Below are 20,920 nucleotides of genomic sequence, written 5' to 3' on the forward strand. Positions count from 1 at the left end.
CCGTTCCCCGGAGGCGACCTGACCGGTGGGTTTGCCGGCCAGGTCGGATGGGGCCGTCACAGTTACCCGTTGCTCGGTCGTCTCGTCGTCATGAGCGCTTGAGGCTTCACACCAACCGCCCACCCCCGTCCACGTGGAGGACCGTGCCGGTGACGAAGGGGCTGGTCATGGCGAAGTGGGTGGCGTGGACGAGGTCGGCGGGGGTGCCGGTGCGGCGGGCGGGGTTGCGGTTGGCGACGGAGCGGAGGAACGGGTCCTTGTCGGCGCCGAGGCGGTCCCAGGCGCCGCTGTCGACGATGCCCGGGGAGACGGCGTTGACGCGGACCGGGGCGATCTCGACGGCGAGTGCCCGGACCAGGAACGCCAGGGCGCCGTTGGTGGTGGCCATCACCGTGCGGGCGGGGGCCGGGCGCCAGGCGGCGACGCCGGAGAAGAAGGTGAAGGACGCGCCCTCGGGGGTGTCGGTCGCGGCCTGCGGGGCGAGGTGCTTGGCGAGCAGCAGCGGGCCGTAGACCTTGGCGGCGAACGCGCGGTGGACGTCGGCGAGGTCGAGGTCGGCGAGCGGGCCGTTGGCGGGCATCGCGGCGGTGGAGACCAGGTGGTGGAAGCGGCCGGTGGCCGTGGCGAGGGCGGCGATCGACGTCTCGTCGGTGAGGTCGACCGGGACGACCTCGGCCTTGCCGGACAGCTCGCCGGCCGTCCACTCCAGCTTGCGCGGGTCGGGGCCGGCCAGGACCAGTTCGGCGCCGGCCTCGGACGCCGCGTGGGCGAGGGCGCGGCCGGTGTTCGAACCGGCGCCGACGACGACGATGCGGCGGCCGTCGAGGGAGCGGGGGAGGGGGAGGGGAGAGGGCGTGGGGAGTGCAGTGGTCATGGGCACAACCCTCCGTCGACCAGCGGTGATGCGTCCAAGGCTTGTTTTCACCTGGAGCCATAAACTCCCTGCATGACCACGCTTCGACAGCTCGAATACCTGGTGGCCGTCGTCGACACCGGTTCGTTCACCCGTGCCGCCGAGCTGCTGCACGTCACCCAGCCGGCGCTCTCGCACCAGGTCCGCGCGCTGGAGAAGGCCGTCGGCGGCACACTGCTGGAGCGCCTGCCGCGGGCCGTCCGGCTGACGCCGATGGGGCGCGCCGTGCTCCCGCACGCCCGGGCGGCGCTCGCCGATGCCGAACGGCTAAGGGCCGCCGCCCGCCTGACGGCCGGGCTGGACGGCGGTGAGCTGGAGCTGGCCACGGTGTACTCGGTCGGGCTCGGCATCCTTCCGCCGGTCCTGCGGGCGTGGCGGCGGGACCATCCGGGGGTGCGGATCCGGTTGCGCGAGTTCGCGCACAACGACGAGCTGCGCGCGGCGATGGCGGCCGGTCAAGCCGACGTCGCGGTCGGGACGCCGCCGCCGGACTGGGAGGGGCCGATCAGGGAGCTCGGGGTCGAGGAGTTCGTGCTCGCGCTGCCCGCGGGGGAGGGGCACGGGAACGGCCGTCGGTTCGTCCCGCTGGCCGACCTCGCGGACCGTGACTGGGTCCACTACGCGCCGGGCAACGGCCTCGCCGACCTGGTGGACGGGGCCTGTGCGGAGGCGGGGTTCCGGCCGCGGGCCGCCGTGCGGACCGAGCAGACGGCCGCCGCGCCGTTGCTGGCGGCCGCGGGGCTGGGGCCGGCGCTGGTGCCGGCCAACATCGTTCCGGTGGGGTTCGACGGAGTGGTCCGGCGCCCCGAGCCACCCGTGCGGCGCCCGCTGGTGGCGTACACCCGCACCCGGCCGGACCCGCTGACGGCGGCCTTCGTCGAGCTGTTGGCCCGGCGGGCGTGTCTGCTGCCGCCGCACGTCACGGAGTTGATCGCGGCGGGTGCGCCGTGAGTGGCCGACGCGCCGTGAGTGGCCGACGCGCCGCGAGTGCCCGGCGCGACCTGAGCGCCGGCGTGCAGTGAATGAGGCCGTGAGTGCCCGGCGCACGATGAGTCGGGTGCGCTCCGGGAACCGAGTCGGGCGGATTCTCGTGATCTCTACAGTGCTGTAGATTCTCCGCCAGGGAGAGCGACAGAGGAGGGCATCGTGGGAGTTTCGCTGGCCAAGGGTGGGAACGTCTCGCTGACCAAGGAGGCGCCGGGGCTGACCGCCGTCATCGTCGGGCTCGGCTGGGACGTGCGCACCACCACGGGTGCCGACTACGACCTCGACGCGAGCGCGCTGCTCTGCACCGCGCTCGGCAAGGTGATGTCGGACCAGCACTTCGTCTTCTTCAACAACCTGCGCAGCCCCGAGGGTTCGGTCGAGCACAGCGGCGACAACCTGACCGGTGGCGGCGACGGCGACGACGAGCAGATCAAGGTCGACCTCGCCGCCGTGCCGGCCGAGGTGGCCAAGGTGGTCTTCCCGGTGTCGATCTACGACGCCGACGCCCGGCTGCAGAACTTCGGCCAGGTCCGCAACGCGTTCATCCGGGTCGTCAACCAGGCCAACGGTCAGGAGATCGCCCGGTACGACCTCACCGAGGACGCCTCGACCGAGACCGCGATGGTCTTCGGCGAGCTCTACCGCAACGGCGCCGAGTGGAAGTTCCGCGCCATCGGCCAGGGGTACGCCTCCGGCCTGCGCGGGATCGCCACCGACTACGGCGTGAACGTCTGAGCCGGGGGACGGCTCAAGAGGCCTGACGCCCGTTCGGCGGCTGCGCGAGTGCGTGGCCGCCGAACACGCCTCCGCCGCCGAGCTGCCGGCGCCACCAGTCGACCATGGCGGGCCCGTCCATGACCGCCCAGTCCGGCGCCTCGGTGACCTGCGCCCGCCCGAGCCGCCGGCCCAGTTCCACCGTCTCCCGCCCGACCGGGCCGCGGTCGCGCTCGTACGCGGAGAGCAGCGCCGTCCAGGAGTCGGCCGACCGCCAGGCCTCCTCGAAGGCCCAGGCGTCCTGCAGCGCCTTGACCACGCCGCTGGTGTTGTGCGGTCGGACCACGCTGGCCGCGTCCCCGGCCAGGAGCAGCCGGCCGGCGGTGCGGCGCGGGACGTCCAGGTCGTAGACCGGCTGGATGAAGGTCCGCTCGCGCGGGGTGAGGTCGGCGACCACGGCGGCCCAGTAGGGCGGCAGGTGCCGCTCCGCCAGGGCGGCCAGCTCCGCGAACTGGGCGCCGCTGAGTGCGCCGGCCGGCACGCTGGTCGGGCCGTCCAGCCGCAGCCAGGCGGGGGTGGGGGCGTAGAAGACCCAGTTGACCTGGGTGGAGCCGGGTTCCAGGCCTGGGATGCGGTAGAGCACGACCTGGCCGCCGGGGTAGCAGACGGTGATGATCTCGTCCTCCGGCCAGGGCCCGGCGCCGCCGGGCAGGTCCTCCAGTAGCCGGGCGTCGAAGCTGCCGCGCCAGCAGACGTAGCCGGCGTACGCGGGTCGGGACGCCGGGTCGGCGGCCTCCGGGCAGAGCGCCTCGCGGACCAGGGAGCGGTAGCCGTCCGCTCCGACCACCAGGTCGTACGGCTCGCGTCCGCCGGCGGCCGTCTCCACGCGGGCGGGTCCGTCGCCGCCGTCCAGCGCCGCGGCGTCGACGGCGGTGACCGCCTCGCCGAGCCGGAACTCCACGCCCTCCGGGGCGCGTTCGCGCAGCGCCTGCCAGAGGACGCCCCAGTGGTAGGAGCGGAAGCCGAGGTCCTGGACCCAGAGCACCCGCCCGCGCGGATCGGCGGCGCCGAGCCCGTCGGCGGGCGCCGTCTCGCGGGTGAGCCAGCGGCGCAGGACGAGGCGGTGGTGGCGGATGCCGTCGTCCAGGTGGCCGGCCCGGACCAGCTCCTCGTAACGGGGGTCCAGGACGCAGAGCCCGACGCCGCGGTCCTCCAGCCGGCCGGGGCTGCGCTCCAGCACCACGACCTGCTCCGCACCTGCGCGGACGGCCGCCCGCGCGAACGCGCACCCGGCGATGCTGCCGCCGACCACGGCTATGGATCCACCTCGCACGGCTGCCCCTTCCGCGACGTTCCCGGGGCCGCACTGCCCCGCTGTCACCGGGGCCCCTTCGCCCCGCTGCCACCTCCGACCCTAACGAACAGTAAGGGAACGACTCCAGGGTGTCGACAAGATTCGGCCACGAAGCGGTCCGGTTCTGGCGCACGCACGGCCCCTTGTGCAACTGGTTGCATATGGGTCGGCCCGTCCCCTACCGTTGGGTAACCACGCTCACCGCCCACCGCCCGGCGGACGGCCCCGCACCCGCACCCGCGTCCGCACCCGCGTCCGCGCCCGCGGGCCGCCGGATCGCCGGATCACCGGACCGCCCGCGTCCAGCCGGACACCCAGGAGACGCCGATGCCCAGCACCCCGCCGCAGCCCTACCCCCGCCTGCTGAGCCCGCTCGACCTCGGCTTCACCACCCTCCCCAACCGCGTGATCATGGGCTCGATGCACGTCGGCCTGGAGGAGGCCCCCGACGGCTTCGAGCGGATGGCCGCCTTCTACGCCGAACGCGCCCGCGGCGGCGTCGGCCTGATCGTCACCGGCGGCATCGCCCCCAACGAGGCGGGCCGGCCCTGGGGCGGCGGCGCCATGCTCACCACCGAGGCCGAGGCCGACCGGCACCGCCTCATCACCGACGCCGTCCACGCCGAGGGCGGCCGGATCGCGCTGCAGATCCTGCACTTCGGCCGCTACGCGTACCACCCGGAGCTGGTCGCCCCCAGCGCCCTCCAGGCCCCGATCAGCCCGTTCGTGCCGAACGAGCTCACCGCCGAGCAGGTCGAGCAGACCGTCGAGGACTTCGCCCGCTGCGCCGCGCTCGCCCAGCGGGCGGGCTACGACGGCGTCGAGATCATGGGCTCCGAGGGCTACCTGATCAACGAGTTCATCGCCGCCGCCACCAACCGGCGGGAGGACGAGTGGGGCGGCTCGTACCAGAACCGGATGCGCTTCCCGGTGGAGATCGTCCGGCGGGTGCGCGGGCGGGTCGGGCCCGACTTCATCCTGATCTACCGCCTCTCCATGCTCGACCTCGTCCCCGGCGGCTCCACGCTCGCCGAGGTCGTCGAGCTGGCGCAGGCCGTCGAGGCGGCCGGGGCGACGATCATCAACACCGGCATCGGCTGGCACGAGGCCCGCATCCCCACCATCGCGACCTCCGTCCCGCGCGGTGCCTACGCCTGGGTGACCAGGAAGCTGATGGGCTCGGTCGGCGTCCCGCTGGTCGCCGTCAACCGCATCAACACCCCCGGGATCGCCGAGCAGCTGCTCGCCGACGGCTGCGCGGACCTGGTCTCGCTGGCCCGGCCGCTGCTCGCCGACGCGGACTTCGTCGCCAAGGCGGGTGCCGACCGCGCCGACGCCATCAACACCTGCATCGGGTGCAACCAGGCCTGCCTGGACCACACCTTCAGCGGGCAGATCACCTCCTGCCTGGTCAACCCGCGCGCCTGCCACGAGACCGAACTCGTCCTCGCACCGACCAGGCTGCGCAAGCGGATCGGCGTCGTCGGCGCCGGACCGGCCGGCCTCGCCTTCGCCGTCTCGGCCGCCGAACGCGGCCACGCCGTCACGCTGTTCGACGCCGCCGACACCATCGGCGGGCAGCTGAACGTCGCCCGGCGCATCCCCGGCAAGGAGGAGTTCGACGAGACCCTCCGCTACTTCCGCACCCGACTCGCCGAGTCGGACGTCGAGCAGCGGCTCGGCGCTCCGGTGGACGCCGAGCAGCTCGCCGCCGAGGGCTTCGATGAGATCGTCCTCGCCACCGGCGTCACCCCGCGGACCCCGGCCGACATCCCGGGCATCGACCACCCCAAGGTCGTCGGCTACCTGGACGTGCTGCGCGACGGCGCGCCGGTCGGCGAGCGCGTGGCTGTCCTCGGCGCGGGCGGCATCGGCTTCGACGTCGCGGAGTACCTCACCGACCAGGGCGACGCGGCGAGCCTCAACCCGCCCGTGTTCCAGGCCAAGTGGGGCATCGACCCGGAGTACCGCGAGCGCGGCGGCCTCACCCGCCCGGTGGCGCCCAAGCCCCCGCGCAGCGTCCACCTGCTCCAGCGCAAGACCGGCAAGGTCGGCGCCGGGCTCGGCAAGACCACCGGCTGGATCCACCGCACCGAGCTCAAGCACCGCGGCGTGGTGATGGTCCCCGGCGTGACGTACGACCTGATCGACGACGCCGGCCTGCACATCACCGTCGACGGTGAGCGGCAGCTGCTGCCCGTCGACACGGTCGTCCTCTGCACCGGGCAGGAGCCGCGCCGCGACCTGGACGCCGCCCTGCGCGAGCGGGGCCTCACGCCGCACCTGATCGGCGGCGCCGACGTGGCCGCGGAGCTGGACGCGAAGCGTGCGATCAAGCAGGGGACGGAGTTGGCTGCGGCGCTCTGACGGCGGGGTGGGGTGGTGCGGGGTGTGGCGGCGGGCCGGGCAGGCCTTGCCCGCCGCTACACCGCCACACCGCTACACCGCCACACCGCCGCACCGATGCCGCGGCCCCCGCCCCGGCCCGCGCGTCCTGCCCGGCGCACGCTGCCAGCGCACGGTGTCCGGCGCACCCCGCCGGGCGGCGTGCGCCGGCGCGCGGCGGGTTGCGGGCCGGGGCGCCTAGGATCGTGAGCATGTCGCTGCCGCACGCCATCCTCACCGCCCTGCTGGAGAAGCCGTCCTCGGGGCTGGAGCTGACCCGGCGGTTCGACAAGTCGATCGGCTTCTTCTGGTCCGCCAGCCACCAGCAGATCTACCGCGAGCTGGGCCGCCTGGAGACCTCCGGCCTGATCCGCACCCTCCCGCAGTCCGGCCCGGTGCGCGGCCAGAAGAAGGAGTACGAGGTCCTGCCCGCCGGCCGCGCCGAACTCGAACGGTGGACCGCCGACGGGGACGAGCCCCGGGCCATGCGCGAACCGCTGCTGCTGCGCCTGCGCGCGGCCGCCGTGGTGGGCACGGCCAGCCTCGACGCCGAACTGTCCCGCCATCTCGCCCTGCACCGAGCGCAGTTGGCCGACTACGAGGAGATCGAGCGGCGCGACTTCCCGCCGGAGCGGGCGGACACCGAGAACCGCCTGCAGCACGCCGTGCTGCGCGCCGGGATCGGCCTGGAGGCCTTCTGGGTGCAGTGGCTCGCCGAGACCCTGGACACGCTCCCGGCTGCCCCCGGAGACCCTTCCTGACCTGCGGATCCTCCGCTCGGGCGGGCGGTCGGGCGGGCCCGGTGGGACACTGGACGCCTGTCCGTGCCCGACTCCTGATCGGGGGCCCGCATGTCCCACTCGCGGCCTCTCCTCGCCCTCACCGCGGCGGCCGTCGTCACCGTGGCGACCCTCGGCACCGCGGACCTCGCCTCCGGCGCGCCCCGCCCGCCGGCCGTCACCGTCCAGGCCGCCGGAGCCGCCGCCGCGCCGGTTGCCGGGGCGGCGCAAGCGGCGCCGGCCGAGCAGCTGCCCACGGACGCCCAGTTGAAGACGGCGCTGCTCACGGCGGCCGAACTCGGGCCCGAATTCACCGAAGTCCCGCCCAGCACCGGCTCGGCACCGAGCGAGGGTGCCTCCCCGGTCTCCGGCTGCGACGCCCTGCGCGCCCTGCTCAACCGGCAGGCGGCCGAGCCGACGCCGCAACAGCCGCACCAGGAGGCCGAGTTCGAGGGGTCGGGCGGAAACCCGATGGTCACCGAGTCGCTCACCGCCGAGGATTCCGCCAAGCTCACCGGCGACTTCGCCACCGTCACCGAGGCGTTCGCGAACTGCCACAGCCTCACCTTCGACGACGGCACCGGCACCGCGGTGACCTTCACGGTCACCCCGATCACCCTCGGCGAGCGCCACGACGCCCCCGCCGTCCGCCTCGACGGCATCCTCTCCGGCGTCCAACTCAACGGCTACATCGGCATCGAGCGCTTCGGGCCGACCGCCCTCTCCTACGGCTTCTTCCAGCGCGACTCCGGCTCCTCCCAACTCGCCTCGCTGTACTACCGGGCCGCGGTCGCCAAGGCCGAACGCACCCTCAACGTCCCGGCCGGCAGCGAGACCGGCTCGGCCGTGGCGGTCTGACCGGGGGGAGCGTCGGCCGGTCGGTCGGGGGCCGACCCGTGCGGGGCCGCGACGCCCGTCGCCCTCCGCCCGTGTCGGGCTCGTCGCCCTCGCCGGCCCCGCCGCCCTCCGCAGACCGCCGCGGACGGGGCCGGCGGGCGGACGATCAAGCGCGCCTCCGCCTCCCGGACGGGCCGCGCTGGTACCACAGTGCGTGCCGACTCACCCAGGGGGGCCACAGAGACGAGGTAGCGCAGCGCCATGTCCCACCACCTCAGCGGTCCGAACCTCCGCTCCCCGCGGGGCGACGCCCGGCTCGACCTCACCGACCTGTTCGCCTTCCCCGCGGCCGACGCGCCCGGCCGGACCGTCCTCATCATGGACGTGAACCCCTACGCCCCCACCCAGGCCGCCGAGTTCCACCCGGACGCCGTCTACCGCATCAACATCGACAACGACGGCGACAACCGCGCGGACGTCGCCTACTCCTTCACCTTCGCCGCCTCCCGGACCGGTGGACAGACCGTCACCGTCCACCGTGCGACCGGCGCCGCCGCGCAGAAGCACGAGGCGACCGGCGAGGTGGTCTTCGCGGACGTTCCGGTGGCCTTCGGTGACGCGCCCGACGTCGTGGACGCGGGCGACCGCAAGCTCTCCGTCGGCCTGCGAAGCGACCCCTTCTTCGCAGACCTCGAAGGGATCGTCAACAACTTCACCTGGACGGGCAAGGACGCGATGGCCGAGGCCAACGTCTTCGGCATCGCCCTCGAAGTCCCGGACGCCGATCTCGGCCCCGACCCGGTGATCGGCGTCTGGGCCCGCGTCAGCCTGCACCAGGACGGCCAGCTGGTCTCCGTCGACCGCGGCGCCCACCCCTCCCTGACGGCCTACTTCAACGCCGAGGAGGTCAAGGACGCCTACAACGCCGGCGAGCCGGCCGACGACTGGGACACCTACCGCGAGCCCTGGACGGCCGTCCTCCAGCACACCGGCGACTACACCACCGCGGCCGCCACCGAGACCCTCAAGCTCGTCCTGCCCGACGTCCTCCGCTACGACCGCTCCCGCCCCGCCGCCTACCCCAACGGCCGCACCCTCAGCGACGACGTGACCTCCGCCCGCCTCACCATGGTCTCCGGCGGCAAGATCACCTCCGACCACATCCCCCCGCACACCGACCTCCTCCCCACCTTCCCCCACCTCGGCCACCCCCACCCGACCCCCTGGTAGTCGGGCCGAAGCGGTCGGACCAGGAGGTCAGGCCATGGCGGCGGCGGGCGGGACGGCCTCGGTTGCGGTCATCTTGTTCGCCTTCAGCCACTTCGCGTAGCGCCACTCCAGGGCTGCCTTGTGGGGCAGCTTGGGCAGTATCAGCTGCGGCTCGGTGATCCCGAGCTCGACCAGGCTGGGGCCCTGAGGGCGGACCATCACCTGGAGCGTGTCCGGGTGGATGGCGAACAGGTGGGCGTCGAAGGCCCGATGAAGCGCTGCGTTCATCGGGAGGCCGTTGCGGGCGTCGGAACTCCCGTTCTCCGCATCGGGGCGCAGATGGGCCGCTTCGATCATGGCGGACACCGCGATGCCCGAGAAGGGGCAGCGGGAGCCGTAGCGATGGATGACCTCGACCTTGAACTTCGCCTGATCGGGGCGGCTCGTGATCAGTCCCGCGCGCGTTCGGCGCCGATTCCCTTCCAGCTGGAAAGGGTGTTCGTCGGAACGGTCACGGTCGACGAGCTGCTGCGGGGGCGTTGCATCGAAGCTGACGTAGAACTGGCTGCTGGTGTCCTCCCAGCCGGCGACCCAGCCGAGGCGAACCTCGCGGCGCGTGCCCCGCTCGGAGATCAGGAACACCGGCAGCGAACGCCGGGAGGCCGCCTTCGCCGCATCGATCTCGGCTCTGTCCTGGCCCAGGCGATCGGTGTCGGGGTAGCGGTAGAGCGCTCCGCTGTCGGTGATCTCATCGGGGTAGTCGACACCGGTGTGCTTGAGGCTGACTGCCAGCCCCTGCGGGTCTATGCGACGCGTCCGCTTCTTGTCGACCCAGATGCCCTGCTGCCCGCTGTAGGCCCGGACCGCCCGGATCTCGCCCGCGGTCAGCAGACCGTCAGCGTCCTGGCGAGCCTGGAGATTGCGCCACATGGTGAGCCGCCAGGCCAGCTCCTCCTCAAGCGTGGACGGCTGCCCGTCCACGACGGTGAAGCCCAGCTGCTGCAGGGTCACGGTGACCGGTGCGGCGTCGCCGTGGAACTCCTGCTCGGTCAACGGCCCGTGCTCGGGGTGCTGGTAGCCGTGGGCTGCCCCGGCGATGGCCTCGGCGTCGTAGAGGCGATCACCGTGCTGGATGAAGTGCTGGGCGGATTCCGGGTAGTCGTAGCGCTTGAGGAAGGCCTTCTGGCCGAGGCCGTCGAACTCCTTGAGTGCGGTCAGAACGGCGTCCGCGTCAGTCAGGTCGTCGATGCTCACACGTCTCCTCGGTCTAGGACTCCGTCTGAGCATAGGTGGCTGAACTGACAACGGAGTTGGACCGAAGTTGACGGGTGGCCCCCTTACCCGCGCCCGGCCGGGTGGCGCCCGGGGTCAGGTGGGGTGGGGGGTGGGGGTGATGAGGGGGGAGTGGTCGGTGATGAGGCGGCGGGCCTGGTCGGGGGTGAGGGGGTGGGCGAAGAGGTAGCCCTGGCCGAGGGGGCAGCCCATGGCGGCGAGGAGGTCGCGCTGCTCGGTGTTCTCGATGCCCTCGGCGATGACCTGGACGCCGAGGGTGTCGGCGATCCGGGTGATGCCCTCGACCAGGGCGTACTGCTGCTGGGAGAGGCCCAGGCCGTCGATGAAGGACTTGTCGATCTTCAGGATGGAGATCGGGAACTCGCGCAGGTAGGAGAGCGAGGAGTAGCCGGTGCCGAAGTCGTCGATGGCGATGCCGACGCCGAGCTCGCTCAGGGTGCGCATGTCGGTGTGGACGCGTTCGTCGCGGCGCATCAGGACGGACTCGGTCAGCTCCAGGACCAGCACGTCCGGGGTGATCCCGGAGGTGCGGACGGCGCCGCGCACCACGTCGACGAAGCCGGCGTCGCGGAACTGCCGGGCCGAGACGTTGACGTTGACCCGCAGCGGGGGCAGGCCCTGGGCGAGCCGGGGCGCGGCGCTCAGGCGGTGCCAGGCGGCCGCCTCCTGGGCCGCGCGTTCCAGGACCCAGGCGCCGAGCGGGACGATCTGGCCGCTCTCCTCGGCGAGCGCGATGAACTCGTCCGGGAGGACCATGCCGCGGCGGTCGTGCGGCCAGCGGACCAGGGCCTCGAAGGCGACCAGGGCGCCGCTCGCCAGGTCGACGATCGGCTGGTAGTACAGCTTGAACGAGGATTCGGCGATCGCGGTGTCCAGGTTCTCGTTCAGCTCGTGCCGTTCGACCAGGCCGGCCTGGAGCGCGGGCTGGTAGTGGCACCACTGGCGCTTCCCGGCGGCCTTGGCGGAGTAGAGCGCGAGGTCGGCGTGGCTGAGCAGTTCGGTCGCGTCCACGCTGTCCTCGGTGGTGGCGACGCCGATGCTCGCGCCGACCCGGACGGCGCCCGCGCTCAGCTTGAACGGTTCGGCGAAGGCGGCCAGCACGCTGTCCGCGATGGCCCCGACGTCCGCCGGGCGCATCGCGTCCTCGACCAGGACGGCGAACTCGTCGCCGCCGAGCCGGGCCGCGGTGTCGGAGGTGCGCAGCGCGGTGGAGACCCGCAGCGAGACGGCGACCAGCAGCTCGTCGCCGACCGCGTGGCCCTGGGTGTCGTTGACGACCTTGAAGTCGTCCAGGTCGATGAAGAGCACGCCGGTGACGGCGCCGCTGCGCTCGCTGCGGGAGAGGGCGTGGCCGACCCGGTCCTGGAAGAGGACGCGGTTGGCCAGCCCGGTGAGCGAGTCGTGGAAGGCGCGGTGGGTGAGCTCGCGCTCCATCTGGCGCTGCTCGGTCACGTCGCGCAGGGTGAGCACGAGGGCGCCGACGGTCGGATCGCCGCGCAGGTCGTTGCAGCGCACCTCGGCCTCGATCGGGGTGCGGTCGTGGCGCAGCAGCCGCCAGTGCTCGCGCTGCTGGTCGCGGCCGTCGGTGGCGCCGTCCAGGCCGCGCATCCGGGCGAGCGCGCTGCCGACGGCGCGGCTGTCCTCGGGCGGGACGAGGTCGGTGATCAGGACGCCGTCGAGGTCGGGGTAGCCGAGGACGCGCTCGGCGGACGAGGAGGCGTACCGGACGCCGTCGTCGGCGTTGAGGATCAGGATGACGTCGCTGGCGCTCTGCACCAGGGTGCGGAAGTAGAGCTCGCTGTTGCGGCGGGTGACCTCCTGGCTCAGCATGACGCGCTCGACGGCCAGGGCGGCCTGGGCGGCGAGGATCTCCAGTGAGCCCCAGAGGTTGGTGAGCTCCTGCTCGGTGCCGGTGACGATGAGCGCGCCGATCAGCGGGTCGCCGGAGGGGCGTTCGGCCAGGGTGAGCGGGCAGAGCAGGGCCGAGGGCATGCCGTCGAAGCGGACGGCGAGGTCGGTGCCGATCTCCTCGACGGGCAGTAAACGGGTCTCGCGGACGGCGGCGAGGGCGAGCACCTCGTCGGAGTCGGCGTCCGAGGCGGAGCCCGGGCCGGGGCCGTTGCCGAGGGTGTGCTGGGTGGGGCCGCGCTCGGCGTGCCGGACGTGCAGGACACCGGCCTCGCTGACCGCGAGCAGGGCGACGTGTCCGGGCTCGGTGGGCATCAGGGTGGACGCGGCGGCCTGGACGGCGTCGGCGACCTCCTCGACGGTGACGGCCGCGGTCAGTGACGCGCCGGCCTCGCGCAGTACCCGTTCACGGGCGACGGCCTGCCGGCGGGCGACCACGACGACCGCGAGCCGGGCCAGCACCAGCAGGTAGATCAGGGCGGAGAAGGAGCCGATCACCCCGGCGTTGCTGGTGTTGCCGTTGATCGACTCGATGATCAGGATCGTCGGCGCGATCAGCGAGGCGAGGGTGAGCAGGGTGAGCCGGCCGGGTGTGATGTCGACCTGCTGACTGGGCACGGGTCTGGTCAGTTCGACCATCGACGGATGGAGGGCGGCCGCGCCCCAGGCGGTGTAGAAGGCGGCCCAGCCGAGGTCGACCGGGGTGCCGATGTGCCAGTTGCCGTGCAGCAGGATCAGCCCGTACAGGATGTCGGAGATCAGCAGGCCGACCGTGCCGACGGTGAGCAGCTGCAGGGCGCGGCCGCCGCCGCCGCGTGGCACCAGCAGGCGTAGCAGCAGGGCGAGCACGACCACGTCGCCGAGCGGGTAGGCGATCGAGACGGCCTTCTGGAACCAGGTGAGGTCGGGGTTCCGGGCGTACGGGAGGATCAGGTAGATCCAGGCCAGCAGGGCCAGGCCCATGGTGAGGATGAGCGCGTCGAGCACTCCGGCCCGGTCCTGATCCGCCGTCCGCCAGCGGATGAAGGCCAGCACGCCTGCCGCGTACAGCAGGTACTCGGCCAGGTAGAAGCCGTCGGCGACGGAGGGGAAGGGGCTGCCCAGGTGCAGGAACTGCATCTGGATGACCTGGACGACCTCGCCCGCCGTGAAGCTGAGGTTGGCGAGGGCGAGCAGGTACCAGGGCAGTGCGTGCGCCGGGCGGTTGAGGTGCACACCGACCACGATGGCCGCGACGCTGCCGAGGCCGATGCCGGTCCACCAGATGATCCGCTGGGTCGGGTTGATGTAGTAGATGCAGGTGAACAGCACCATCCACGACAGGTAACAGACCATCAGGCGTTGTCGCCGACGTGTCAACGAGGCTACCTCCTCCGCGACACCACTCCGCCGGTCCTCGGACCACCCGCCCGGTCGGGACGGGTCGGGAAGCGGAGCGGAGCTCCTCTCACCCGGTGCGGTGCCCGTCAGGTGCGGTCGCTGCCGGGCGCGGTGGCTGCCAGGCGGTTGCCTGTCAGACCCCGGGCCGGTCAGCTCCCGTGCCTGCCGGACGCGGTGCGTGACCGGGGTTTCGGGCAGCGGCCGTGTCCGCCCGGCTGGTTCCGGCCGGACGATCGAAACGGGCCATGAGTGCGTATAGTCGGAAATGTCGCACCTCCCAGCATTCTGCCGCCACAGCACGAGGTCAAGCCGGTGGATGATGCAGCCGAGAGCGCACACGGCGCACGCGGGGACGCGAGTTCCGGTCGTCACGCCGTGGTGCGGAACGAGGACGGTAAGTATGCGATCTGGTCCGGTGACTCCACCGTTCCGGGCGGCTGGGCCACCGTGTTCGGCCCGGCCGGGCACGCGGAGTGCCGCGCGTACGTGGAGCGCGAATGGCGCTGGGGCGGGCTCGGGTTCTCCGGGCCGGCCGGGCCCGTTCGCGGGCCCGCGCGCGCCGGCTTCGCCGACACCGTGCACGGGCTGTTCCGGGCGCGCGCCGCGCACGACCCGGAGGCGGTCGCGATCCTGGCCGAGGACGGCGGGCTGACCTACCGCGAGCTGGACCGGCGCAGCGACCGGCTGGCCGGGGCGCTGCGGGCCTGCGGGGTCGGGCCGGAGCAGGTGGTGCCGGTCTGCCTGGAGCGCGGACCGGACCTGGTGACGGCCTGGCTGGCCGTGCTCAAGGCCGGCGGCGCCTTCCTGCCGCTGGACCCGGCGCACCCGGAGCGGCGGCTGGCCCAGCTGGTCGAGGACTGCCGGGCCCGGGTGGCGGTGGGTGGCCGCGGGCAGAGCTATCCGGGGGTCGTGGTGCTCGGCCCGGACGCGGGCGGCGACGCACAGGGCGCCCCCGCCGTGGGCGGCCCGGACGTGGGCGGCGCCGATGCGGGCGGCCCCGCCGTGGGCGGCCCGGACGTGGGCGGCGCCGATGCGGGCGGCCCCGCCGTGGGCGGCCCGGACGCGCCCCGCCCCGACGCGGGCGGCGACGCGCAGGACGGACCGCCGGAGGGCGCCGCCGACCCGGACGACCTCGCCTACCTGATCTACACCTCCGGCACCACCGGCACCCCCAAGGGCGTGCCGGTCACCCACCGCTCCCTGGTCTTCACCCTGGACCGGGTGGTCCGCGCCTACGGGCTGACCTCGCGGGACCGGGTGCTGCAGCTGGCCGCCCTGGGCTTCGACACCTCGCTGGAACAGGTCTTCGCGGCGCTGGTCAGCGGCGCCACGCTCATCCTCGGCGGGGCCCGCACCTGGGCGCCGACCGAGCTGGTGCACCGCCTGGAGGAGCTGCGCCTGACCGTCGCCGACCTCACTCCCGCCTACTGGCACCACGTGCTCGCCCTGCTCCCCGAGGGCGGTCCGCCGCCGGCCGGACTGCGGCTGGTCGTGGTCGGCGGTGACACCGTGCACACGGACGACTGCCGGACCTGCCTGGCCCGGCTGCCGGGGGTCCGGCTGGTCAACGCCTACGGGGTGACCGAGGCGGCCGTGACGTCCACGCTCTGCGAGGTCACCCCGGCGGTGCTGGACGCGGCCGCCGGGGGCGGCGTCGGCGCGGCACCGGTGCCGATCGGGCGGCCGCTGCCGGGGGTGCGGGTGCACCTGCTGGACGCCCGGCTCAGCCCGGTGCGTCCGGGCGAGCGCGGCGAGATCTACCTCGGGGGGCCGGGCCTCGCCCGCGGCTACTGGCGGGAACCGGGGCTCACCGCGGAGCGCTTCCTCCCCGACCCGTACGCCGCCTCGCCCGGCGAGCGGATGTACCGCACGGGCGACGCCGGCCGCTGGCGGGCCGACGGAAACCTGGAGATCCTGGGCCGCTTCGACGACCAGGTGAAGGTCCGCGGCTACCGGGTCGACCCGGCCGAGGTCGAGTCCGTGCTGGCCGGCCACCCGGCCGTCCGGCAGGCCCGCGTCGCCGCCGACGGCAGCGCCGACGGGGCCCACGTCCTCACCGCGTACTACACGCTCACCGGGCGCGGACGCTCGGGCGCCCACGCCCGGCGCTCGCACATCCGCGAGTACCTGGCCGAACGCCTGCCGGACTTCATGGTCCCGGCCGACTTCGTGCTGCTCGACACCATGCCGCTCACGCCGGCCGGCAAGATCGACCGGCGCCGGCTGCCCCGCGCCACCCCGCGGCTGCAGCGCCGCGCTCCCGGCACCGAGGACACCTGGGCCGCCGACGCCACCGGAGCCGGCGGCTCCGCCGGCGCACCTCGCGGCGCAACCCGCGGCGCGGGCCGTGGTGCCACCGGGGAGCGAGCCCCGGGCGGAGCGCGCGCCGACACGGACCGCACGCTCGACGGCGAAGGGGCCCTCGACGACGAAGGGGTCCTCGACGACGACGGAGCCCTCGACGGAAACGGGGCCGCCGTCGACGGTGACCGCGCCGGGGCGGACCGCGACCGCGACCCCGACGGCGGCAGCGCCGACGGCGCCCGGGCCCGCCCGGACGGGGGCGGCAGCGCCATCGAGCCCGCCGTCGCCCACCTCTGGTCCGAACTGCTCGGCGTCGAGGACGTCCACCCCGCGGACGACTTCTTCGTGCTCGGCGGCAACTCGTTACTGGCCATGGAGATGCTCGCGCGGGCCCGGATCATGTTCGGCATCGACGTCACCCGGATCCGTTTCCTCACCCGCTCACTGCTGCGCGACTCCACGCTGCGCGCCTTCGCGGCCGCCACCCAGGCGGCCCGGGCGGGCACGGCCGGGCGCAACGGCCTCGGCGAGGCCGTCGTCGACTGGGCCGCCGAGGCCGAACTCGGCACCCCCGTGCGGCAGTCCTGGAGCCCGGCCCCCTCGCGGGCCGAGCCGGCCGAGATCCTGCTCACCGGTGCCACCGGCTACTGCGGCGCCCACCTGCTGAACGAGCTGCTCCATACCACCGGGGCCCGCATCCACTGCCTGGTCCGCGCGCCCGACGAGGAGCACGGCCTGGAGCGCATCCGGGCCGCGCAGCAGCGGTACCTGCGGCACGACCTCGCCAACGCCCGGGTCGTCCCGGTCGTCGGCGACCTCGCCCAGCCGCTGCTCGGCCTCGGCCAGCACCGCTTCGAGGCGCTCGCCGAGAGCCTGGACGCCATCCACCACCTCGGCGGCCAGGTCAACTTCATCTACCCGTACCACCAGCTGCGCGGGCCCAACGTCGGCGGCACCCGCGAGGTGGTCCGGCTGGCCGGGCACAGCCGCGGCATCCCGGTGCACTACCTCTCCACCCTCGCCGTGCTGGCCGGCTTCGGCCCCGCGGGCGTCGCCGAGGTGACCGAGCGGACGCCGCTCGCCTACCCGGAGAAGCTCGCCGTCGGCTACGTGGAGAGCAAGTGGGTGGCCGAGCAGCTGCTGCACAACGCGGCCGCGGCCGGGCTGCCGGTCACCGTGCTGCGCACCAACGACGTCACCGGCGACCTGACCACCGGCGTGATGAACACCGGGACGGAGATCTGTGCCCTGATCAAGTACATGGTGGACAGCGGGAGTTGCCCGGACGTTCGGCTGCTGCTCGACTTCGTGCCGGCCGACCGGTTCAGCCGGGCGGTCGCCCACATCGCCGCCCACGCCCCGGCGATCGGCGAGGTCTACCACATCACCTCGCCGCGCCCCGCCGTCCTCGCCGACCTCGCCGAGCGGCTGCGGGCGCGCGGCCACCCGGTGGACGAAGTCCCGTACGACGCCTGGGTCCAGGACCTGGTCCGGTTCGCCGCCCGGCACCCGACCCACCCGATGACGCCGTTCGTGCCGCTGTTCGTCGACCGGAGCCCGGGCACGGACCTCTCGATCAGCGAGATGTACTTCCGCCCGACCTTCCCGCTGTTCGACCGGGCCAACACCGAACGGGCGCTGACGGGAAGCGGGATCGCCCTGCCGGCGGTCGACGACGCGCTGCTCGACCACTACCTGGACCAGTTGACGGCGGAGGGCTTCCTGGCCCCGCCGGTCGGGATGGTGCAGCGGTGAGCGGGGCACCCGGCACGAGCGGGCCGAGCGGGGCCGCCCACGGCCCGTCCCACGGCCCGTCCCACGGCCGGGAGTTCGACGGCCTGGACCTGACGCGGGCGCCCGGGGACGCCCCGGTGGCCTTCGGGGGAGCCCTCGGCCCCGATGCGCTGCTGGCCGCCTACCGGCGCGGGCTCTTCCCGATGCCCGCCGCCGACGAGGTGGCGAGCGCCTTCAACGAGGCCCGGTTCGAGGAGGCCGTGGCGGCGGGTGAGGTGGTGCTGCTGCCCGGCACCGCCTCCCCGGAGGAGGACCCGTACGCGCTGGCCTGGTGGTCGCCCGACCCGCGCCCGGTGATCGCCCCGGACGGGGTGCGCATCGGCAGCCGGCTGTCCCGGCGGCTGCGCAACGGCCTGCACTGGTGGACCAGCGCCGACCGCGCCTTCGAACGCGTCGTCGACGCCTGCGCGGACGGCCGCGAGCCGGCCTGGCTCACCCCCGAGCTGCGCGAAGCGCTGAGCTCGTTGCACGACTGCGGTGCGGCGCACAGCGCGGAGGTCTGGGAGGGCGAGGAGCTGATCGGCGGGGTTTTCGGCGTCCGCGCGGGGCCGGTGCTGAGCCTGGACTCGATGTTCCACCGCCGCCCCGACGCGGCCCGGGTCGCGGTCGCCGATCTCGCGGCCCGCTTCGGTGCGGCCGGCGGCCGCCTGCTCGACGCCCAGTGGGACACCCCCCACGTCCGCGCGCTCGGCGCCGTCCCGGTCGAACGACGGCGCTACCTCGCCGAGCTGGCCGCCCCGGCGGACGACGTCCGCCCGCCCGCCCCGGACGCCCTCCCGGCCGCCCGCCTCAGCCGGTCGGGGGGCGGGAACGGTGGCCGACACGGTGGCGGGCACCGAGGCCGTACCGGCGGGCCGGACGGCGGCGCGGGGCGGAGGCGGCGCAGGCGGTGACGGCGTCCGTGCCTCCCCCTCCCGGAGGCACGGCCACCGCGGTTCAGCGTGCGGGCACGGTGCGACGGTACGGGCACGGTGCGAACGTGCGGACACCTTGCGAGGCGGTGCCCGGCCGAGGGGCGGGCGGGGGCACTGCCGGGGCCGGGGCGGTTTGCGCGGCGTGCCGCTCGGGAACGGGGGCGGGCATGGTTTCTGTGGTGGTGGCACCCCGGCACGGCGAGCCGGTGTTCGTTCGGGCCGGAGACGAGCTGCACGACGCGGCGAGCACGATGAAGGTGGCCGTCCTGGCGGCGCTGCACCGCAGCGGGGCGGACCTCGACGCCGAGATCCCCGTCCTGAACCGCTTCGCCTCGGCCGTCGGCGGCGAGTTCGCCAACGACCCGGACTGGGACAGCGACCCGGTGCCCTGGGGTCTGCTCGGCGGGTCGGCGCCGCTGCGCACCCTCGCCGAGCGGATGATCACGCACTCGTCCAACCTCGCCACCAACCTCTGCCTCGCCCGGGTCGGGCCCGAGGCCGTCGCCGAGGTCTGGCGCCGGGCAGGGGCGAGCGGCAGCGGCAGTCCGCGCGGCATCGAGGACTACGCGGCGCGGGACGCGGGCGTGCAGAACCGGGTGAGCGCGCGCGACCTGGTCCGGCTGATGCAGTCCGTCGCCGACGAGCCGGAGCTGACCGCGCTGCTGGAGCGCAACGCGTTCCGGGTGGACCTGGCGGCGGGCCTGCCGCCGGGGACGCGGATCGCCTTCAAGAACGGCTGGATCCCCGGCGCGCGGCACGGCGTCGGCCTGGTCCACCCGCCCGACTGCCCGCCGTACCTGCTCGCGGTCTGCTACACCGGGCCGTTGGCCTCCGGGCAGGACGAGGACGATCCGGCGGCCCGGCTGCTGGCCCGGATCTCGGCCGCGGTCTGGGAGCGCCGGCACGCGATCGCCACGGCACGGCCGCTGCCGGCCCCTCCGCCGCCGCCGACCCGGCCGCCCGCTCCGGCGCCGCCGCGTCGAGCGGGCTGATCCCCACCGGCCCGCCCCGGCCCCGCGCGGCCACCGACGCGGGGCCGGACCGGTCGACGGCCCGGGCGGGGAGTCCGGGCCGCTCAGCCGAGCGGCTCGGCCCGGACGGCGGCGAGGTCCATCAGGTGGTCCACCAGGGCCAGCAGCAGGTCCCGCCCGAAGGCGCGCTCGCGCACGTCACCGAGGAGCATCGGCACCTGCGGGTCGAGGTCGAGCGCGGCCCGGATCTCGTCCAGGGTGCGGGTGTTCTGCCCGTGGAAGCAGTTGATCGCCACCACGAACGGGATGCCCCGGCTCTCGAAGAAGTCGATCGAGGCGAAGCTGGTCTCCAGCCGGCGGGTGTCGGCGATGACGATCCCGCCGAGCGCGCCGTTCACCAGGTCGTTCCACATGAACCAGAAGCGCTCCTGGCCGGGCGTGCCGAACAGGTAGACCACCAGGTCGGGGTTGACGGTGATCCGGCCGAAGTCCAGGGCGACGGTGGTGGTGTCCTTGCTGTCCACGCCGGACAGGTCGTCCACCCCCACGCTGGCGCGGGTCAGGTACTCCTCGGTGCGCAGCGGGGCGACCTCGCTGACCGAGCCGACCAGGGTGGTCTTGCCGACGCCGAAGCCGCCGGCGATGAGGATCTTGACGGCCGCCGGTGCGCTGGGGGCGCCGGACGCCGCGGAGGGGAGCGGCGCGGTCGAGGGGAGGGGTGAGGTCGGGGAGAGGGGTGCGGTCGGTGCCATGGTTCAGAGCCTCCGGAGTCCTTCGCGTACGGCCGTCAGCAGGCCGAGGTCGACGCCCCCGCCGGCCCGGGCCACCGCGAGCGGGGCCCGGGCCAGCAGCAGGCCGTGGGAGACCAGGTCGCCGAGGAGGATCTTGGTGACCGAGACCGGCAGGTCCAGCCCGGCCGCCACCTCGGCGACGGCGGCCGGGCGGCGGCAGCGCTCCAGGATCAGCCGGTGCTCGGGCTGCAGCCCGCGCGACCCGGGACGGGAGCCCCGGGCCAGGGCCGCGCGGGCCTCGTCCTCGACGGTGGTCAGCACCGTGATCAGGGTGAGGTCGTCGCGTTCGGGGGTGGTCCGGCCGCGGGTGATGGTGTACGGGCGCACCATCGACTCCGCGCCGTCGTCCCCGTCCTCGTCGACCGCCTCGCTCCAGTGCGGGATCAC

Annotated in this window: 15 protein-coding genes; 9 read left to right on the plus strand and 6 right to left on the minus strand. The window is 74.2% G+C overall.

The window, feature by feature from the left end; genetic code table 11:
- Positions 1-106 precede the first annotated feature (106 nt).
- The gene (locus RMN57_RS28710) at positions 107-874 is read right to left on the minus strand and encodes an SDR family oxidoreductase (RefSeq protein WP_313766178.1); all 768 of its coding nucleotides are present in this window, start codon (positions 872-874) and stop codon (positions 107-109) included.
- Between the two features lie 72 nt (positions 875-946).
- On the opposite strand from RMN57_RS28710, the gene RMN57_RS28715 reads away from it, so the two are divergent.
- Both RMN57_RS28715 and RMN57_RS28720 read left to right on the plus strand, forming a co-directional pair.
- A complete protein-coding gene (locus RMN57_RS28715; protein WP_313766179.1) occupies positions 947-1,864 on the plus strand; it encodes a LysR family transcriptional regulator in 918 nt (305 codons plus the stop codon).
- Positions 1,865-2,059: 195 nt separating this feature from the next.
- A complete protein-coding gene (locus RMN57_RS28720; RefSeq protein ID WP_313766180.1) occupies positions 2,060-2,635 on the plus strand; it encodes a TerD family protein in 576 nt (191 codons plus the stop codon).
- A gap of 13 nt (positions 2,636-2,648) precedes the next feature.
- On the opposite strand, the gene RMN57_RS28725 is transcribed toward RMN57_RS28720, so the two are convergent.
- Positions 2,649-3,947, minus strand: coding sequence for an FAD-dependent monooxygenase (locus RMN57_RS28725; RefSeq protein WP_313766181.1), 1,299 nt, complete (start codon positions 3,945-3,947; stop codon positions 2,649-2,651).
- Positions 3,948-4,295: 348 nt separating this feature from the next.
- Here RMN57_RS28725 and RMN57_RS28730 point away from each other — a divergent pair, with 348 nt between their 5' ends.
- From RMN57_RS28730 to RMN57_RS28745, 4 genes are all read left to right on the plus strand, one after another.
- A complete protein-coding gene (locus RMN57_RS28730; RefSeq protein ID WP_313766182.1) occupies positions 4,296-6,335 on the plus strand; it encodes an NADPH-dependent 2,4-dienoyl-CoA reductase in 2,040 nt (679 codons plus the stop codon).
- Positions 6,336-6,565: 230 nt separating this feature from the next.
- Positions 6,566-7,114 (plus strand): PadR family transcriptional regulator, encoded by a 549-nt coding sequence (locus RMN57_RS28735; RefSeq protein ID WP_313766183.1) that lies wholly within the window; start codon positions 6,566-6,568, stop codon positions 7,112-7,114.
- A gap of 90 nt (positions 7,115-7,204) precedes the next feature.
- The gene (locus tag RMN57_RS28740) at positions 7,205-7,990 is read left to right on the plus strand and encodes a hypothetical protein (protein WP_313766184.1); all 786 of its coding nucleotides are present in this window, start codon (positions 7,205-7,207) and stop codon (positions 7,988-7,990) included.
- A gap of 240 nt (positions 7,991-8,230) precedes the next feature.
- Complete coding sequence (locus RMN57_RS28745) at positions 8,231-9,199, plus strand: DUF4331 family protein (protein WP_313766185.1); 969 nt, start codon at positions 8,231-8,233, stop codon at positions 9,197-9,199.
- Between the two features lie 27 nt (positions 9,200-9,226).
- On the opposite strand, the gene RMN57_RS28750 is transcribed toward RMN57_RS28745, so the two are convergent.
- Complete coding sequence (locus RMN57_RS28750; protein WP_313766186.1) at positions 9,227-10,432, minus strand: HNH endonuclease; 1,206 nt, start codon at positions 10,430-10,432, stop codon at positions 9,227-9,229.
- Between the two features lie 114 nt (positions 10,433-10,546).
- Positions 10,547-13,738 carry an EAL domain-containing protein gene (locus RMN57_RS28755; protein ID WP_313766187.1) on the minus strand — a complete coding sequence of 1,064 codons (3,192 nt, stop codon included), beginning with the start codon at positions 13,736-13,738 and terminating at the stop codon, positions 10,547-10,549.
- A 333-nt stretch (positions 13,739-14,071) separates the two neighbouring features.
- On the opposite strand from RMN57_RS28755, the gene RMN57_RS28760 reads away from it, so the two are divergent.
- The 3 genes from RMN57_RS28760 (at position 14,072) to RMN57_RS28770 (ending at position 19,763) form a co-directional block, all read left to right on the plus strand.
- On the plus strand, positions 14,072-17,818 hold the full coding sequence (locus tag RMN57_RS28760) for an amino acid adenylation domain-containing protein (RefSeq protein ID WP_313766188.1): 3,747 nt from the start codon (positions 14,072-14,074) through the stop codon (positions 17,816-17,818).
- Positions 17,815-18,750, plus strand: coding sequence for a leucyl/phenylalanyl-tRNA--protein transferase (locus RMN57_RS28765; RefSeq protein WP_313766189.1), 936 nt, complete (start codon positions 17,815-17,817; stop codon positions 18,748-18,750). The genes RMN57_RS28760 and RMN57_RS28765 overlap by 4 nt, the downstream gene beginning before the upstream one ends.
- Before the next feature lie 188 nt (positions 18,751-18,938).
- Positions 18,939-19,763, plus strand: coding sequence for a serine hydrolase (locus RMN57_RS28770; RefSeq protein WP_313766190.1), 825 nt, complete (start codon positions 18,939-18,941; stop codon positions 19,761-19,763).
- Positions 19,764-19,846: 83 nt separating this feature from the next.
- On the opposite strand, the gene RMN57_RS28775 is transcribed toward RMN57_RS28770, so the two are convergent.
- Complete coding sequence (locus RMN57_RS28775; RefSeq protein ID WP_313766191.1) at positions 19,847-20,494, minus strand: ATP/GTP-binding protein; 648 nt, start codon at positions 20,492-20,494, stop codon at positions 19,847-19,849.
- A 3-nt stretch (positions 20,495-20,497) separates the two neighbouring features.
- On the minus strand, positions 20,498-20,863 hold the full coding sequence (locus RMN57_RS28780; protein ID WP_313768004.1) for a DUF742 domain-containing protein: 366 nt from the start codon (positions 20,861-20,863) through the stop codon (positions 20,498-20,500).
- Positions 20,864-20,920 lie beyond the last annotated feature (57 nt).

It is taken from the genome of Kitasatospora sp. CM 4170 (assembly GCF_032110285.1).
Taxonomy (GTDB): domain Bacteria; phylum Actinomycetota; class Actinomycetes; order Streptomycetales; family Streptomycetaceae; genus Kitasatospora; species Kitasatospora aburaviensis.

Bases quoted from the DNA above. Each gene is read 5' to 3' on its own strand.
- RMN57_RS28715 (WP_313766179.1), top strand. From the start codon at position 947: ATGACCACGCTTCGACAGCTCGAATACCTGGTGGCCGTCGTCGACACC.
- RMN57_RS28710 (WP_313766178.1), bottom strand. From the start codon at position 874: ATGACCACTGCACTCCCCACGCCCTCTCCCCTCCCCCTCCCCCGCTCC.
- RMN57_RS28740 (WP_313766184.1), top strand. From the start codon at position 7,205: ATGTCCCACTCGCGGCCTCTCCTCGCCCTCACCGCGGCGGCCGTCGTC.
- RMN57_RS28775 (WP_313766191.1), bottom strand. From the start codon at position 20,494: ATGGCACCGACCGCACCCCTCTCCCCGACCTCACCCCTCCCCTCGACC.
- RMN57_RS28735 (WP_313766183.1), top strand. From the start codon at position 6,566: ATGTCGCTGCCGCACGCCATCCTCACCGCCCTGCTGGAGAAGCCGTCC.
- RMN57_RS28745 (WP_313766185.1), top strand. From the start codon at position 8,231: ATGTCCCACCACCTCAGCGGTCCGAACCTCCGCTCCCCGCGGGGCGAC.
- RMN57_RS28770 (WP_313766190.1), top strand. From the start codon at position 18,939: ATGGTTTCTGTGGTGGTGGCACCCCGGCACGGCGAGCCGGTGTTCGTT.
- RMN57_RS28780 (WP_313768004.1), bottom strand. From the start codon at position 20,863: ATGGTGCGCCCGTACACCATCACCCGCGGCCGGACCACCCCCGAACGC.
- RMN57_RS28730 (WP_313766182.1), top strand. From the start codon at position 4,296: ATGCCCAGCACCCCGCCGCAGCCCTACCCCCGCCTGCTGAGCCCGCTC.